Annotated in this window: 15 protein-coding genes and 1 pseudogene; 12 read left to right on the forward strand and 4 right to left on the reverse strand. The window is 64.4% G+C overall.

Annotated features, from left to right (window positions below; genetic code table 11):
- The first annotated feature begins 33 nt into the window (after positions 1-33).
- From RFM68_RS02130 to RFM68_RS02140, 3 genes and pseudogenes are all read left to right on the forward strand, one after another.
- Positions 34-951 carry a polyprenyl synthetase family protein gene (locus tag RFM68_RS02130; RefSeq protein WP_320230987.1) on the forward strand — a complete coding sequence of 306 codons (918 nt, stop codon included), beginning with the start codon at positions 34-36 and terminating at the stop codon, positions 949-951.
- A gap of 793 nt (positions 952-1,744) precedes the next feature.
- Positions 1,745-1,962, forward strand: a pseudogene (locus tag RFM68_RS02135) (tautomerase family protein).
- Positions 1,963-2,096: 134 nt separating this feature from the next.
- The gene (locus RFM68_RS02140; RefSeq protein WP_320230988.1) at positions 2,097-4,430 is read left to right on the forward strand and encodes a response regulator; all 2,334 of its coding nucleotides are present in this window, start codon (positions 2,097-2,099) and stop codon (positions 4,428-4,430) included.
- A 228-nt stretch (positions 4,431-4,658) separates the two neighbouring features.
- Here the strand turns inward: RFM68_RS02140 and RFM68_RS02145 are convergent, their stop codons facing one another.
- The 3 genes from RFM68_RS02145 to RFM68_RS02155 all read right to left on the reverse strand — a co-directional run bounded on the left by RFM68_RS02145 (position 4,659) and on the right by RFM68_RS02155 (position 7,209).
- Positions 4,659-5,519: a transglycosylase SLT domain-containing protein gene (locus tag RFM68_RS02145; protein WP_430694805.1), complete on the reverse strand. Its 861-nt coding sequence runs from the start codon at positions 5,517-5,519 to the stop codon at positions 4,659-4,661.
- 4 nt (positions 5,520-5,523) lie between these two features.
- Positions 5,524-6,774 carry a flavodoxin-dependent (E)-4-hydroxy-3-methylbut-2-enyl-diphosphate synthase gene (ispG, locus tag RFM68_RS02150; RefSeq protein ID WP_320230989.1) on the reverse strand — a complete coding sequence of 417 codons (1,251 nt, stop codon included), beginning with the start codon at positions 6,772-6,774 and terminating at the stop codon, positions 5,524-5,526.
- 255 nt (positions 6,775-7,029) lie between these two features.
- On the reverse strand, positions 7,030-7,209 hold the full coding sequence (locus RFM68_RS02155) for a YdcH family protein (RefSeq protein WP_027166662.1): 180 nt from the start codon (positions 7,207-7,209) through the stop codon (positions 7,030-7,032).
- Positions 7,210-7,458: 249 nt separating this feature from the next.
- On the opposite strand from RFM68_RS02155, the gene RFM68_RS02160 reads away from it, so the two are divergent.
- Positions 7,459-7,662: a YdcH family protein gene (locus RFM68_RS02160; RefSeq protein WP_320230990.1), complete on the forward strand. Its 204-nt coding sequence runs from the start codon at positions 7,459-7,461 to the stop codon at positions 7,660-7,662.
- Between the two features lie 123 nt (positions 7,663-7,785).
- On the opposite strand, the gene RFM68_RS02165 is transcribed toward RFM68_RS02160, so the two are convergent.
- Positions 7,786-8,586 (reverse strand): IclR family transcriptional regulator, encoded by an 801-nt coding sequence (locus RFM68_RS02165; protein ID WP_320230991.1) that lies wholly within the window; start codon positions 8,584-8,586, stop codon positions 7,786-7,788.
- 122 nt (positions 8,587-8,708) lie between these two features.
- Here RFM68_RS02165 and RFM68_RS02170 point away from each other — a divergent pair, with 122 nt between their 5' ends.
- The 8 genes from RFM68_RS02170 (at position 8,709) to RFM68_RS02205 (ending at position 15,175) form a co-directional block, all read left to right on the forward strand.
- Complete coding sequence (locus RFM68_RS02170; RefSeq protein ID WP_430694806.1) at positions 8,709-9,581, forward strand: transporter substrate-binding protein; 873 nt, start codon at positions 8,709-8,711, stop codon at positions 9,579-9,581.
- A gap of 75 nt (positions 9,582-9,656) precedes the next feature.
- Entirely contained in the window at positions 9,657-10,322 is a 666-nt protein-coding gene (locus RFM68_RS02175; protein ID WP_320230992.1) for an amino acid ABC transporter permease, read from the forward strand.
- A 1-nt stretch (position 10,323) separates the two neighbouring features.
- A complete protein-coding gene (locus tag RFM68_RS02180; protein ID WP_320230993.1) occupies positions 10,324-10,974 on the forward strand; it encodes an amino acid ABC transporter permease in 651 nt (216 codons plus the stop codon).
- Between the two features lie 4 nt (positions 10,975-10,978).
- Positions 10,979-11,788: an amino acid ABC transporter ATP-binding protein gene (locus RFM68_RS02185; RefSeq protein ID WP_320230994.1), complete on the forward strand. Its 810-nt coding sequence runs from the start codon at positions 10,979-10,981 to the stop codon at positions 11,786-11,788.
- Positions 11,789-11,824: 36 nt separating this feature from the next.
- On the forward strand, positions 11,825-12,286 hold the full coding sequence (locus RFM68_RS02190; protein WP_320230995.1) for a RidA family protein: 462 nt from the start codon (positions 11,825-11,827) through the stop codon (positions 12,284-12,286).
- Between the two features lie 20 nt (positions 12,287-12,306).
- The gene (locus RFM68_RS02195) at positions 12,307-13,512 is read left to right on the forward strand and encodes an aminotransferase class V-fold PLP-dependent enzyme (protein ID WP_320230996.1); all 1,206 of its coding nucleotides are present in this window, start codon (positions 12,307-12,309) and stop codon (positions 13,510-13,512) included.
- Between the two features lie 83 nt (positions 13,513-13,595).
- Complete coding sequence (gene purE, locus RFM68_RS02200; protein ID WP_320216736.1) at positions 13,596-14,093, forward strand: 5-(carboxyamino)imidazole ribonucleotide mutase; 498 nt, start codon at positions 13,596-13,598, stop codon at positions 14,091-14,093.
- Positions 14,090-15,175 carry a 5-(carboxyamino)imidazole ribonucleotide synthase gene (locus RFM68_RS02205; protein ID WP_320230997.1) on the forward strand — a complete coding sequence of 362 codons (1,086 nt, stop codon included), beginning with the start codon at positions 14,090-14,092 and terminating at the stop codon, positions 15,173-15,175. The genes purE and RFM68_RS02205 overlap by 4 nt, the downstream gene beginning before the upstream one ends.
- Positions 15,176-15,269 lie beyond the last annotated feature (94 nt).

A 15,269-nucleotide genomic window follows, 5' to 3' on the forward strand; every position in this document is an offset into this window, starting at 1 on the left:
GCAATGTCTGAGTGTCGGCTACCGCTCCCGGCCATGAGCAAAGACGACCAGATCGCCTTCGAATCCGCGCTTTTCGTGCGCGCCGCCGCGGTCGAAACACAGCTGCGGCGGATCCTCGATGCGCGCCCGCTTCCCAGCGAAATCGCGCGGCCCGAGCGCCTGATGGCGGCGATGCGCCATGGCGTGCTCAATGGCGGCAAGCGGCTGCGCCCTTTTCTGGTCATGGAAAGTGCCGCGCTGTTTTCGGCCGACAATGATGCGGCGCTGCGCGTCGCCGCGGCACTCGAATGCGTGCACTGCTATTCGCTGATCCACGACGACCTGCCGGCCATGGACGACGACGATCTGCGCCGCGGCCAACCGACCGTGCACAAGGCCTTCGACGAGGCGACCGCGATCCTCGCCGGCGACGCGCTGCTGACCCTGGCCTTCGACATCATCGCCGACGAGGCGACCGCGCTATCGGCCGAACGCCGGGCAGCGCTCGTGCTGGCGCTGGCGCGCGCGGCCGGCGCCGGCGGCATGGTCGGCGGCCAGATGCTCGATCTCGAAGCCGAGCGCAGACGGCCGGACGAGGCGGGCATCATCACGTTGCAGGCGATGAAGACGGGCGCGCTGATCCGCTTCGCCTGCGAGGCCGGGGCGATCGTCGGAGGCGCGCCGCCCGCCGACCGCGAGAGGCTGGCCGAGTTCGGCTCGGCGATCGGCCTTGCCTTCCAGCTCGCCGACGACTTGCTCGACCTGACCGCCGACGCCAAGCAGATGGGCAAGGCGACGAACAAGGATGCCGCCGCCGGCAAGGCGACGCTTGCCGCGCTGCACGGACCCGACTGGGCGCGCGGCCAGCTCCACGGCCTGATCGACCAGGCGCATGGATTGCTTGAGCCTTACGGCGAGCAGGCGGAGTTGCTGAAGGCGGCGGCGACGTTCGTGGCGGCGCGAAATAGCTGAACTGTAGCACAGACAGACGACGCCAGCCCGGCCCCGATCCGATCGTCACAGCCTTGCCTGGGCGAAAATGCGGGATGCCCACTCCAGGAAAGCGCCTAGAGCAATTCCAGGAAAAGTGTGAGCGGTTTTCCGTCCGGAATTGCGTCAAAATCAAGAGATAGAGCGGTTCGCCGTTTCCGTGAAACGGTGAAACGCTCTAGTTCCCCGACACAGGGATTTTGAAAGGTTGCCGTTTGTTTTGGTAAGGTTTTTCCGTTCATTTCCGTGAAATCAGCGCAAACGCCGGGATTTGGTCGAGGCCGCCGCAACGTCGTCATTCTATGGCGGAGCAAGGAGCGAAGCGACGCGGCGCAGACCATAGAATCCATGCCGTGACTTGGAAGCGCCGCAACGGCGCTGAATTTTGCTCCGTTGCACGCCTTGGCGAAGGTAACGGCATGGATTCTAGGGTCTTCGCGACGGAGCTTCGCTCCTGCTCCGCCCTAGAATGACGATCGCGGTGGGCGTTTTGGCCAATCTCCAAGGCATGCCACCTGCTAACGCAAACAGAGCCGACCGGTCAAAATCCCTGTGCAGTGCCACTAGCAGCGGAGCAAGCTGCCGGGTCTGCGGATAGAGCGTCGACAACGGCTCTGATTGATTGTTCGTCCTATCCGAATACTCCTGTCAGCAGCGGGTGATTATCCGGCATCCGCAGCAATCTATATCCGCTCCAGGACAACGAACGGAGCCGTCCGATGATGGCCTCGGCGACTTCCTCTGTCGTGAAATCCAACCCGAAAGGAACCTGGAAATGCCCTTTGCCAACTTCAAGATGCCCGAGGCCGCCCTCACAAAGACCCAGAAGGAAGACCTCATCCACAAGACCACGCAGATGTTTGTCGACTATTTCGGCGAAGCTGTGCGCCCCTACCCATGGTGCTGATCGAAGACGTTCCCGACGGAGGTTACGGCCGCGCCGGCGAAGTCTTCATTCTTCCCGACGCTTACCGGGCGAAGGATGCTGCCTGATTTGAACGGTGCGAGTAGCCTGCCGCGAGTTGACACACCGACACACCCGGCCATCGCCCGCCACCAACGAAATCTTAATGTAAATCGAGCGTAATCCCGACCATTAAAATTGTGCGTATGTGTTGGGGTTGCGCATGCCGGAATACTCTTCCTTCCTTCGGTCGATCCGGATCCGCTACATTTCGGGATTGCTGATCTTCGCGCTGGCCTCGGCCACGGTGATGTATGCGCTCAACCGTGTGAATTCCTTTCGTCACGAGGTCGATGCGCTCAGCGGCAATTTCGTCATCTTCGCCCGCGACCTGCGCAACGCCACCAGTTTCGCCGAGACGACCGGTACCGCCTGGCGCAGCGAGACGCGAGACGCGCTGGCGACCGCCGCGCGCGGCCATTCCGAACGCCTGACGGGCGAGATCGAGCGCCTGAACGCCGAGCTTGCCGCGATCAGGCCGCGCCTGTCCAGGAACACCACCAATGCGCTGGATACCGCTTCGGTGAATGACGACCTGTTCTGGTCGGCGCGCGACATGGTGCGCAACTTCAACCTGATGTCGGCGGCCCAGAAGGTCGACGAATGGAGCTATCGCGAAATCCGCAACCAGAACGATCTCTTCGCCCAGCCGATGCTGGTGAAGGTGCGCACCACGCTCGACGACGAGCGTCGCCTCGCCGACGCTTCCAACGACAGGCTGCTGTTGGGGGCGAGCGGGCTGCTGTTTGCGGTGCTCGCCATTGCCGCGATCTGGATCTTCCGGCCGATGGAGACTGCGATCCGCCGCGCCTTCGCAGCGAGCGCCGCATCGCTGTTCAAGGCCGAGGCCGCCGACCGCGCCAAGTCCGAATTCCTCGCCAATATGAGCCATGAGATCCGTACGCCGATGAACGGCGTGCTCGGCATGGCCGAGCTGCTCGCCAAGACCGAGCTGACGCCGCGCCAGAAAACCTTCACCGACGTCATCGTCAAATCCGGCAACGCGCTGCTCACCATCATCAACGACATTCTCGATTTCTCGAAGATCAATGCCGGCCAGCTGACGCTCGACCCAGCCCCCTTCCGCCTGGCCGAAGCGGTCGAGGACGTGGCGACGCTGGTGTCGGCGCGCGTCGCCGAAAAGAACCTGGAGCTGATCGTGCGCGTCGACCCGCGCCTGCCGGCCTTCGTCGTCGGCGATGCCGGGCGCTTCCGCCAGATCGTCACCAACCTGCTCGGCAACGCCGTGAAGTTCACCGAGAAGGGCCATGTCTTGGTCGATGTCGGCGGCGATGTCGTCGGCGGCGTAGTCCAGCTCAAGGTCCGCGTGGAGGATACCGGCATCGGCATTCCGGCCGAAAAGCTGCAAAGCGTGTTCGAGAAATTCGCCCAGGTCGACGGCTCCTCGACCCGCCGCCACGAAGGCACCGGACTCGGCCTTGCGATCGGCGCCCGGCTTGTCGACCTGATGGGCGGCAAGATCGGCGTCGAAAGCGAGATCGGCCGTGGCTCCGTCTTCTGGTTCGCCGTGCCGCTGCCGGTGCACGACCAGCAGGCGCGCGACGAGCTCGTCCCGGTCGATGTCACCGGCGCCCGGGTGCTGGTCATCGACGACAATCCGGTCAACCGCGAGATCCTGCTCGAGCAGCTCAGAAGTTGGAGCTTCGACTGCGCGGCCGCCGAAAGCGGCGCCGTCGGCCTTGCCTTCCTCGACCGCGCCTGCCAGCTCGGCGCCTCGGTCGACTGCATCATCCTCGATTACCAGATGCCCGGCATGAACGGCGCCGATGTCGCCAGGGCGATCGCCGCCGACAGCCGGCTTTCCTCCATTCCCGTCGTGCTGCTCACCTCGGTCGACCAGGTCGATTTCGGCCGGATGGTGATCGATTTCGGCATCGTCGCGCATCTCACCAAGCCGGCGCGTTCGGCGGTGCTGCTCGGCACGGTGATCTCCGCCATCCAGAAGGCGCGCACGCAAGGCGCCAAGGCGCATTTCGTGCGCGAGCCGGTCGCGGTCCAGGCAGCCCCGCCGGCCTTCACCGTCATCCGCGGCCCGTCCGTTCCGGTCCCGGCCGCGCCGGAATCGACCGCCGCGCCGAGCGGCCCGATCGACATCCTGATCGCCGAGGACAATGATGTGAACCAGCTGGTCTTCGGCCAAATCCTCAACGGTTTCGGTCTCAGCTACCGCATCGCCGGCAACGGCCGCACGGCGGTCGAGATGTACCGCTCACTGCGCCCGCGCCTGGTGCTGATGGACGTCTCCATGCCGGAGATGAACGGCTATGAGGCGACGCGCGCCATCCGTGCCATCGAGGAGCACAACGGCGATCACACCCCGATCATCGGCGTCACCGCGCATGCGCTCAAGGGCGACCGCGAAAAATGCATCGAGGCCGGCATGGACGATTATCTGCCGAAGCCGGTGTCGCCCGACCGCCTCGGCGCCAAGATCGGCACCTGGCTCAGCGAGACAGTGGCGGCGAAGACGGCGTAAGGCTGGTCGCGACCAACGACCTACCGCCGAGTTCCTTCGCCCCCCTCTGGCCTGCCGGCCATCTCCCATTTGGGGGGAGATTGGCAGTTTCGGCGCCTCGCTAGTCCCCACCGTTGGAGATTGGCGAAAGCAGATGTCACGGCCAATCTCCCCCCTTGTGGGGGAGATGTCCGGCAGGACAGAGGGGGGCGCTGTGCCGCCAGCGTCGCCAAGTAATCCCATGCAGCCTCACCGGTTGCGCAGCACCACGCAGGCGCCGCCGACGCTTTGCAGCTGGTTGCAGATGCCGTTGGCCTCGCTGCGCGAGTCGGCGCCGATCCTGACCGCATAGATGCCGCGCCGGCCGATCGGCGTGCGCACCCGGCTGACCACCGGGTCATGGCTGGCAAGCAAGGCCGGGAACCGGCCCCTGACCCTCAGCCATTGGCCGATCGCCGCCGATCGGCGGAAATTGCCGGCCACCTGGACACCCCAGGGCTTCACGTTGATCGAGGCCATGGCAACGGTCCGCGACATGATCACCGGCAGCCTGCGACAGGCGACCGCGAAGCTCATCTTCGGGTCGAGCGGCTGGACGGTGCCGGCGTAGGACTTGTCCGAGAACTTGTCGACGGGTTCGCCCATGACGTCGAAGACATAGCTTTCCGTCTCCATCGGCAGGAAGCCGCCTGAGGCGAGCCAGCGCGACACCCGGTTCTCGCCGGCATTGTAGGCCGCCGCCGCGAGGCCGAGATTGCCGTAGCCTGCCTTCATCTCGGCAAGATATTTCGCCGAGGCGGGGATGGCCTGCTCAATGTCGAAGGAGTTGGCCAGGCCGCGCATCTTGGCGGTGCCCGGCATGAATTGCGCGATGCCTTCGGCGCCGACCGGGCTCACCGCGTTCGGATCGAAGCGGCTTTCCTTCCAGATCAGCCTGGCGAAGAAATCCTTGGGCAGGCCATTCCGTTGGGCCTGGGTCTCGATCAGATCGCAGACGCGGGAGATCAGCCGTTTTGCGGCCGATTGCGACTGCGGTGGATCGGCGAATGCCGGACCGGCAAGTATCAGCGCGCAAGTCAGGATCAGTGCCGCCCTGAACATGCGCTGCATGGGCTTATTCCGCGGCGGCTTTGCCGTGTCCGTACCGCTGCTCGATATAGTCGGCGACCATCTTCTCGAAATCCTGCGCGATCGAGGGGCCGCGCAGCGTCGCCGCCTTCTTGCCGTCGATGAAGACGGGCGCCGTCGGCGTCTCGCCTGTGCCGGGCAGAGATATGCCGATATCGGCATGCTTGGATTCGCCGGGGCCGTTGACGATGCAACCCATCACCGCGACCTTGAGGTTCTCGACGCCAGGATATTTTTCGCGCCACACCGGCATGTTCTTGCGGATATCGGCCTGGATGCTTTGGGCGAGCTCCTGGAACACGGTAGAGGTCGTGCGGCCGCAGCCGGGGCAGGCCGCCACGATCGGCACGAACTGCCGGAAGCCCATCGTCTGCAGGAGTTCCTGCGACACCTGCACCTCGCGGGTACGGTCGCCATTCGGCTCCGGCGTCAGCGAGATGCGGATCGTGTCGCCTATGCCTTGCTGCAAGAGGATGCCCATCGCGGCGGACGAGGCAACGATGCCCTTGGTGCCCATGCCGGCCTCGGTCAGGCCGAGATGCAGCGCGTGGTCGGAACGCGTCGCAAGCTCGGTATAGACGGCGATCAGGTCCTGCACGCCGCTGACCTTGGCCGACAGGATGATCTTGTCGCGGCCAAGCCCGATCTCTTCGGCCATCTCGGCCGACAGGATCGCCGACTGCACGATCGCCTCGCGCGTGACTTCCTGCGCGGTGAGCGGCGAGCCCTGGGCCTGGTTGTCGTCCATCAGCCGGGTCAGCAGCTCCTGGTCGAGCGAGCCCCAGTTGACGCCGATGCGCACCGGCTTGTCGTATCTGATCGCCATCTCGACGATCGCCGCGAACTGGCGGTCCTTCTTGTCCTTGAAGCCGACATTGCCGGGATTGATGCGGTATTTCGCCAGCGCCTCGGCGCAGGCCGGGTGATCGGCAAGCAGCTTATGCCCGATATAGTGGAAGTCGCCGACCAGCGGCACGTCGATGCCAAGCCGCAACAGCCGCTCGTGGATGCGCGGAACCGCCGCCGCACTTTCGTCGCGGTCGACCGTGATGCGCACGATCTCGGAGCCGGCACGATGCAGCGCCGCTACCTGGGCGACCGTCTGATCGACATCGGCCGTGTCGGTGTTGGTCATCGACTGCACGACCACCGGCGCGCCGCCGCCGACGATCACGCCGCCGACCGAAACGCCGACCGACGCGCGCCGCGGGAAGGGAGAAGAAAAATATCCGGTCATGCCGGCCGCCTTCATCTGGGAGTTCCGGGCATGAGGTGGCGGACCAAAGATGGCTTGTCAATGGCAAGCGACCGCCAACATCCGCAAATCGGCCACGCTTGATCGGAGACCGTTCGGACAATAACGGCGTGCCGGGCCGCAAGACGCAAGCCCAAACTTTCCGGTGATTTCAGTTAAAAACACCAAGCCGGTGGCAGTTCTTGCCACCGGGAGACTTCACCGCGGCGGGTTGCGGTGATGGTGCCTGGAAGAGCTTCAGTGCGTGGTCGGGCTTCCCTTCAGCTTTTCAATCTCGTCCTTGATTGCCAGCTTGCGTCGCTTGAGATTCACGATTTCGAGGTCGTCGACCGAAGGATGGTTCATCGCATCGGTGAGCTCGCGCTCGATGTCACCGTGTTTCCGCTGCAACTCATCAAGATGGGATGCAAGAGACATGATTGGTTCTCCCTTTCATGGTTTCCTCGATTGCAGCCGTCGCAGGCGCGTCCACCGCAGGTTGCGACTGTGACGGCACAATGACAGTTTGCCACCAACCGATCTCGATGTCGAATGCCACGTGGTAGCATTCCACGACAAAGTGAAATGTGATAAGGGCTGCGCGCCGGTCGCAAACCCACGAGTCACAAACCCGACCGGTCCCGCCCAAACAGCCCGATTGGGCGATGCATACGCAGACGGTAGATAATGTCCGAACAGGAACAGGCTGAAATACGCCTCGAATATTCCCGGCTCAAACAAGAACACGCCGATTTCGACGCCGCCATCAACGCGATGATCGCCACGGGCTGCGACCCGCTTCAGATCCAGCGCATGAAGAAGAAGAAGCTGTTGCTGAAGGACCGGCTGTCGGCGCTGGAAGACCGCATCATTCCCGACATCATCGCCTAAGCGGAACTCCCGGTTAATGCTTGTCGCCCAAAAGTGCGCAGCGGTTTTGGGATAACGGCATGTATCAAAACAAGGACTTAAAGCGCGTCGCCTGAATCCGTTTCATCGCGACGCGATTTAAGCTCACGAGGTCGAAAGCCGCGCCGCGCGTTCGCGCAACAACGGCAGCAGCTCTCCCGTTCGCTCTGCCGAGGTGTCGATCGGCACGACCAGGCACATCGTCGCCTCTACCTTGCCAGGGGCCGAGAAAACGGGCGCTGCAAGGCACTTGGTGTAGGCATCGACCAGGCCTGAGGTGACGCAATAGCCGGTGACGCGCGCCCGCGCGATATCGTCGATGAAATCGTCGAGTTCGAGCTTGCGGCCGTCGGGCAGCACGAGATCGTCTTGCGTGACCATCGCTTCGATCTGGCTGCGATCGAGGCCTGCAAGCAGCAGGCGGCCCGAGGCGGTCCAGGGCAGCGGGATCTGCAGGCCGGTGGCCGAGCTGATGCGGAATGGTCTGGTGCCCGGGCTGGAATGGACAATCGTGTAGCGGCCGCTCTGCAGCATGCAGAGTTCGGACGTCTCGCCGGTCTCGCGCGACAGCGTGTCGACCTCCTGGCGGCCGCGCCTGAGCAGGTCGTTGCCGCGCATATAGGCCATTCCATAGAGATAGAGCTTCTTGCCGAAATAGACGCGATTGCCGTCGCCGGCCATTTCAAGCAGCCCGGCTTCGACCAGCTCGCGCACCAGCGTATAGGTCGTCGAGCGCGGCGCATTCAGCCCCTTGGCCAGCTCGCCGATGCCGATCGCACGCTGGTTGGCATGCAGGAATTCCAGCATGTTCAAAACTCGGTTGAGCCCCTTCTCGCGCGAGCCCGCCGGCCGCTCTTCATCCGCGCCTTCGCTCGGCCACCCGGTCAGCGTTTCACTGTCTTGCATTGTCGATTCCTGGTGCTAGTATCTGTCTTGTACAGGATACACACGTCTCTTGTAAGAGACAATCGCTGATTGCGATGTGCATCGCTGCTGCATTGGGGAACACACAATCAAAGGAGGTCGCCGTGAACGACACATCCGGCAGACGTGATTTTCTGAAACTGGGAATGGCGGGGCTGGCCACCGCCGGCGCGCTTACCGCGATCAGCGCCGAGAAGGCAGCGGCGCAAGCCGCGTCCGACAGCGTGCTGCGCACCGTGCTCGATCGCGGCAAGCTGATCGTCGGCACCGGCAGCACCAACGCGCCCTGGCATTTCGAGAACGATGCCGGCGAGTTGGTCGGCATGGACATCACCATGGGCCGCATCCTCGCCAAGGGCCTCTTCGACGATCCGACCAAGGTCGAGTTCGTCATGCAGGATCCGGCCCAGCGCATCCCGAACGTGACCACCAACAAAGTCGACATCACCATCCAGTTCATGACCATGACGGCGCAGCGCTCGCAGCTGATCCACTTCTCGCGGCCCTACTACGTCGAGGGCGTCGCGCTGCTCACCCTGCCCGGCTCCGAGAACAAGACCTTCGACAAGCTCTTGGCGAACGGCGCCGCCACGCGCATTTCGATCCTGCAGAATGTCGACGCCGAAAGCTCGGTGCATTTCGCCTTGCCGCAGGCGCAGGTGATGCAGATCGACACCCAGGCGAACGTCTTGCAGGCGCTGGAATCGAAGCGCGTCGACGCCGCCGCGGTCGATCTCTCCACCGTGCGCTGGCTCGCCTCGCGCAATCCGGACAAATATTTCGATGCCGGCAAGAGCTGGTACTCGATGCTTTACGGCGCGGCCGTCAGGCAAGGCGACCTCGACTGGCTGACCTATGTCAACCAGACCTTCACCATCGCCATGTTCGGCCATGAGACGGCGCTCTACGACGCCGCGTTCAAGGACTATTTCGGCCAGGAGCCGCCGGCACGCCATCCCGGCTTCCCGGTCATCTGACCAGCCGAGGGAAGAGCGCCTTGAGCGTTCTTCCCCGCGGCCTATCCTTGAAGCGCTCGGCACCGAGAGAGGCGCATGGGCTATACGCTCAATTTCAACCTGATCTGGCGGCATTTCGACAAGCTGTGGGGCGGCCTGCTGCTCAGCCTCGAGCTCGCCGTGATCTCGATCGCCATCGGCGTCGTCATCGGGCTGGTGCTGGCCGTCTGGTATGTCTCGGCCGGGCGCGTCGTGCGTGCCATCATCGCCGCGTACGTCGAATTCATCCGCAACGTGCCGCTGATCCTGCTCGTCTATCTGGTCTTCTACGGCCTGCCGACGGTTGTCGACCTCGCCTACAGCGCGCAGACCTCCTTCGTCGCGACGCTCGCTCTCTATAGCGGCGCCTATCTGGTCGAAGTGTTCCGCTCCGGCCTGGAAGCCGTGCCGCGCGGCCAGATCGATGCAGGCAAGGCGATCGGCTTGACGCCCTGGCAGCGGCTCATCCATGTACGGCTGCCGACGATGATGCGCATCACGCTGCCGGCGCTCTCCAACACCTTCATCTCGCTGTTCAAGGATACATCCGTCGCCTCCGTCATCTCGGTGCCGGAGCTGACCTATGGCGCGCAGTGGATCAACTTCAACACCTTCCGCATCGTCGAGGTCTATCTCGTGGTGACGGCGATGTACCTGGTAACGGGCTACGCCCTGCTCTTTGCGCTGCGGTTGGTCGAGCGCTGGTACAGGACGGCGCGCTGAGATGCTCGGTCAGATCGCCTACGCCCTGCCCTTCCTCGCCCAAGGCTTCGCGCTGACGCTCTGGGTGTCCTTGCTGGTCGTGGTGCTGTCGCTGATCGCCGGCATCATCCTCGGCGTCGGGCTTGTCTATGGGCCTACGCCGGTTCGCTGGGCAGTGCGCATCTTCAGCGACACCATCCGCGGCATCCCGATCCTGGTGCTGATCTTCTTCGTCTACTACGGCCTGCCCGCGGTCGGCGTGCACCTGCAGTCCTTCTGGGCCGCCGTGCTGGCGCTGACCTTGTTCAAGACCGCCCAGGTCGTCGAATATCTGCGCGGCGCCGTCGCCTCGATCCCAAAAGGCCAGTCGGAAGCGGCGATGGCGATCGGCCTCACCTTCCGCCAGCGGCTGGCCTATGTCATCTTCCCGCAAGCCTTCCGCCGCTTCCTGCCGCCCTGGATCAACGGCGTGACCGATGCGGTGAAAGGCAGCGCGCTGGTCTCGCTGCTCGGCATCACCGATCTGATGCAGGCGATCAACCAGGTGATCGGCCGAACCTATGAGGCGATGCCGCTCTATATCCTCGGCGCGCTGATCTATTTCGCCGTCAACTATGCGCTTTCCTACGCCAGCCGGCGACTGGAACGGCGCTTCGCTTTCATCCGGGACTAAGCCGATGGACACCAGTTCGAACAACAGCACCGCGCTTCTCGATATTGCCGAGGTCTCGAAATCCTTCGGCTCGGTCGAGGTGCTGCGCTCGGTCAGCCTGACGGTTGCGAAGGGCGAGGTGGTCACCGTCATCGGCCCCTCCGGCAGCGGCAAGACCACGCTGCTGCGCTGCGTCAACTTTCTCGAGAGCTACGACAGCGGCTCGATCCGCATCGACGGCAAGGAGGTCGGCTTCCGCCCCGGTCCTGCTGGCGACTCCGGCACCCGCCAGCGGCGCAGCGAGCGCGACTTGGCCGCCATGCGCGCCGAGACCGGCATGGTGTTCCAGAGCTTCAACCTGTTCCCGCATCTGACGGCGGCCGGCAACATCATGCTCGGCCTCACCAAGGTGCGCGGCAAAAGCAGTTCGGAAGCGCATTCGATCGCCGAGCATTGGCTGGGCCGCGTCGGCCTCGCCCACAAGGCCGACAGCCTGCCCGCCGAATTGTCCGGCGGCCAGCAGCAGCGCGTCGGCATTGCCCGCGCCGTCGCCATGGAGCCGAAAATCCTGCTACTCGACGAAATCACCTCGGCGCTCGATCCGGAACTCGTCGGCGAGGTGCTGGCGGTGGTGCGGAGCCTGGCCGAGGACGGCATGACCATGGTGATGGTGACGCACGAAATGGCCTTCGCTCGCGATGCCTCGAGCCGCATCGTCTTCATGGCCGATGGCGGCGTCTCGGCCGTCGGCCCGCCCAAGGAGGTTCTCGCCGCGGAGACGACCAACGAGCGCCTCCGCCAGTTTCTGGCGCGCTTTCGCGCCTCGCATTTCTGAACACGGATGGCCTGGCCATCCAAGGAGTACCCTTCCATGACGCCTTACACCCGGCTCGCCGAACTCGGCCTGACGCTGCCCGAGCCGCCGACGCCCATCGCCAACTTCGTCACCCATGCCGAGAGCGGCCGGCTGATCTTTCTCTCCGGACAGGGGCCGTTGCGTGCCGACGGCACGCTGTGCACCGGCAAGGTCGGCGACGACGTGACCGTCGAGCAGGCCTATGAGCATGCCCGCCTCACCGGCCTCAATCTGCTTGCCGTCATGCATGCGGCGGCCGGGGATCTCGGCCGCATCGTGCGTGTGGTGAAGCTGCTCGGCTTCGTCAACGCGACACCGACCTTCAGCGACCACCCCAGGGTGGTCAATGGCTGCTCCGATCTCTTCGCCGATGTCTTCGACAAGATCGGCGGCCATGCGCGCTCTGCGATCGGCGTCGGCTCGCTGCCTGGAAACATCACCGTCGAAATCGAAGCGGTCGTCGAAATTGCGGCCTGACCTTCATGGAGTCCACACAAATGAAAACCTATTCCGACACCGGCTCCAACACCACGATCCGCGAGAGGCTGGGGCTGAGGCCGATCATCAACGTCTCGGGCACGATGACGGCGCTCGGCGCCTCGATCATCGTTCCCGAGGCGATCAGCGCCATGGCCGAGATCGCTTCGCAATGGGTGGAGATGGACGATCTGCAGCGCGCCGCGAGTGCTGTCGTCGCGCGCCTCACCGGCGGCGAGGCCGGCTTCATCACCGCCTGCTGCGCCAGCGGCATCACCATGGCGGTGGCAGGCGCGATGACCGGCACCAACCTTCTGGCGATCGAACGCCTGCCGGACGATACCGAAGGCCTGAAATCGGAAGTCGTCATCCAGCTAGGCCATATCGTCAACTACGGCGCGCCGATCGACCAGTCGGCCCGGGTCGCCGGCGCCAGGGTCATTCCGGCCGGCACGGTTAGCGTGACGCAGGATTACCATGTGGGCGAGGCGATCAACGAGCGCACGGCGGCAGCCCTTTACGTCGTCGCCCACCACACGGTGCAGTACGGCATGCTTTCGCTGGAGGAGTTCTGCGAGATCTGCCACGCCAAGGGTGTGCCGGTGATCGTCGACGCGGCCTCGGAATACGACCTGCGCAGCTTCCTGGCGCGCGGCGCCGACATCGTCGTCTATAGCGGCCACAAATTCCTCAGCGGCCCGACCAGCGGCATCGTCACCGGCCGCAAGGATCTGGTTCGCGCCGCCTATCTGCAGAACCGCGGCGTGGCCCGCGCCATGAAGGTCGGCAAGGAGAGCATCGCCGGCACCATGGCCGCGCTCGACGCCTGGGAGAAGCGCGACCATGCCGGCATCCGCCGGCGCGAGGAAGCCGCGCTCACTCTTTGGAAGGCTGCACTGCAGGGGATTGCGGGCATCGGCGCCGAGATCATTCCCGACCCGACCGCCAATCCGCTCGACCGCCTGCAGGTGTTCGTGCGCCCGGAAAGCCGCTTCAACGCCGCCGGCCTTGCTTCGGCGCTCGCCGCCGGCTCGCCGCCGGTCATCGTGCGCAACCACGAGGTCGAGCGCGGCCATTTCTTCCTTGACCCGTGCAACCTGCATCCCGGTGAAGCCGAAATCGTCGCCGAGCAGCTGCGCGCCGTGCTGAACGCCAAGGATCGTCCGGCCGATGCCATGAAGGCGGTACGCAAGGATTCGAGCGGAGCGCTGCGCTGGCCCGACTGACCTCCCTCCTGGGGACGGAATCGACAATCCTTGCGGCTATTGGCGTTTTCCGCTAAGGCGCGCCTTTACCGGGGAGCGATACCTTGACCGATCAGCGTGCCGACGTCGCCATCATCATGGGCAGCCAGTCCGACTGGGCGACGATGCGCCAGGCGGCCGAAACGCTGGAGGCGCTCGGCATCCCGCACAAAAGGCTGATCGTCTCTGCCCACCGCACGCCAGACCGCCTCTATGAATTCGCCAAGGGCGCCAAGGCGGCCGGCTTCAAAGTCATTATCGCCGGCGCCGGCGGGGCGGCGCATCTGCCCGGCATGACGGCGGCGATGACCCCGCTGCCGGTCTTCGGCGTTCCGGTCGAATCCAAGGCGCTGTCCGGCCAGGACTCGCTGCTTTCCATCGTGCAGATGCCGGCCGGCATCCCGGTCGGCACATTGGCGATCGGCAAGGCGGGCGCCGCCAATGCCGCACTTCTTGCCGCGGCCGTGCTGGCGCTCAACGACGACAAGCTCGCCGCCCGGCTCGATGCCTGGCGCTCGGCGCAGACCGCCAAGGTCGCCACCGAGCCGACGGACGCGCCGTGAGCTTGGCGCCTGGATCGACCATCGGTATCATCGGCGGCGGCCAGCTCGGTCGCATGTTGGCGATGGCCGCGGCGCGCCTCGGCTACCGCATCGTCGTACTGGAACCCCAGGCCGACTGCCCTGCGGCACAGGTCGCCAACCGGCAGATCGTGGCGGCCTATGACGATCCGGCAGCGCTCGCCGAATTGGCCGTTGCCAGCGCCGTCGTCACCTACGAATTCGAGAATGTCCCGGTCGCCGCGGCCGAAATGCTTGCCGCGAAAGTTCCGGTCTATCCGCCGGCCCGCGCGCTCGAAGTCGCGCAGGATCGCGTCACCGAAAAAAGCTTCCTCGCCGGCATCGGCATTCCGACGGCGGAATTCTGTCCGGTCGACAATGACGACCAGCTGACCAAAGCCCTGAAGAAGTTCGACGGCAGTGGTGTATTGAAAACCCGCCGCATGGGCTATGACGGCAAGGGCCAGCGTGTCTTCCGCAACATGGAAACGGGCAGCTTTGCCGGCGTCTGCGAGGCGATGGGCAACGTGCCGCTTATCCTGGAATCGCTCGTCGCCTTCGAGCGCGAGATTTCGGTGATCGCCGCGCGCGGCCTCGACGGAACTGTCGCCGCCTTCGATCCGGCCGGGAACGTCCACCGCGACGGCATTTTGCGCAGCTCGACCTTGCCGGCGGGCATCCGCCCGGAAACAGCTACCGCTGCAAAGGACGCCGCCTCGAAAATCCTTTCTGCGCTCGACTATGTCGGCGTCATCGGCGTCGAGTTCTTCGTCCTCGCCGACGGCTCGCTTCTAGCCAACGAGCTGGCGCCGCGCGTGCACAATTCCGGTCACTGGACGGAGGCTGCCTGCGTCGTCTCCCAATTCGAGCAACACATCCGGGCCGTTGCCGGGCTGCCGCTGGGTTCGCCCGCCCGGCATTTCGACTGCGTGATGGAAAATCTTATTGGCGACGACATGCAGAAGGTGCCGGCGCTGCTCGCCGAGCCCGATCTGATGCTGCATCTCTACGGCAAGGCCGAGTCACGCCCCGGCCGCAAGATGGGTCATTTCACGCGGATTGGAACAATTCCAGGAAAAGTGTGAGCGGTTTAGGCTCGGCGACTTCGCCGTAGCCTTCCGTCCGGATTTGCATCAAAACAAAGAGATAGAGCGGTTCGCCGTTTCCGTGAAACGGTGA

Source organism: Mesorhizobium montanum (assembly GCF_033977145.1).
Classification (GTDB): domain Bacteria; phylum Pseudomonadota; class Alphaproteobacteria; order Rhizobiales; family Rhizobiaceae; genus Mesorhizobium; species Mesorhizobium montanum.

Bases quoted from the DNA above. Each gene is read 5' to 3' on its own strand.
- RFM68_RS02130 (WP_320230987.1), top strand. From the start codon at position 34: ATGAGCAAAGACGACCAGATCGCCTTCGAATCCGCGCTTTTCGTGCGC.
- RFM68_RS02140 (WP_320230988.1), top strand. From the start codon at position 2,097: ATGCCGGAATACTCTTCCTTCCTTCGGTCGATCCGGATCCGCTACATT.
- RFM68_RS02145 (WP_430694805.1), bottom strand. From the start codon at position 5,519: ATGCAGCGCATGTTCAGGGCGGCACTGATCCTGACTTGCGCGCTGATA.
- ispG (WP_320230989.1), bottom strand. From the start codon at position 6,774: ATGACCGGATATTTTTCTTCTCCCTTCCCGCGGCGCGCGTCGGTCGGC.
- RFM68_RS02155 (WP_027166662.1), bottom strand. From the start codon at position 7,209: ATGTCTCTTGCATCCCATCTTGATGAGTTGCAGCGGAAACACGGTGAC.
- RFM68_RS02160 (WP_320230990.1), top strand. From the start codon at position 7,459: ATGTCCGAACAGGAACAGGCTGAAATACGCCTCGAATATTCCCGGCTC.
- RFM68_RS02165 (WP_320230991.1), bottom strand. From the start codon at position 8,586: ATGCAAGACAGTGAAACGCTGACCGGGTGGCCGAGCGAAGGCGCGGAT.
- RFM68_RS02175 (WP_320230992.1), top strand. From the start codon at position 9,657: ATGGGCTATACGCTCAATTTCAACCTGATCTGGCGGCATTTCGACAAG.
- RFM68_RS02180 (WP_320230993.1), top strand. From the start codon at position 10,324: ATGCTCGGTCAGATCGCCTACGCCCTGCCCTTCCTCGCCCAAGGCTTC.
- RFM68_RS02185 (WP_320230994.1), top strand. From the start codon at position 10,979: ATGGACACCAGTTCGAACAACAGCACCGCGCTTCTCGATATTGCCGAG.
- RFM68_RS02190 (WP_320230995.1), top strand. From the start codon at position 11,825: ATGACGCCTTACACCCGGCTCGCCGAACTCGGCCTGACGCTGCCCGAG.
- RFM68_RS02195 (WP_320230996.1), top strand. From the start codon at position 12,307: ATGAAAACCTATTCCGACACCGGCTCCAACACCACGATCCGCGAGAGG.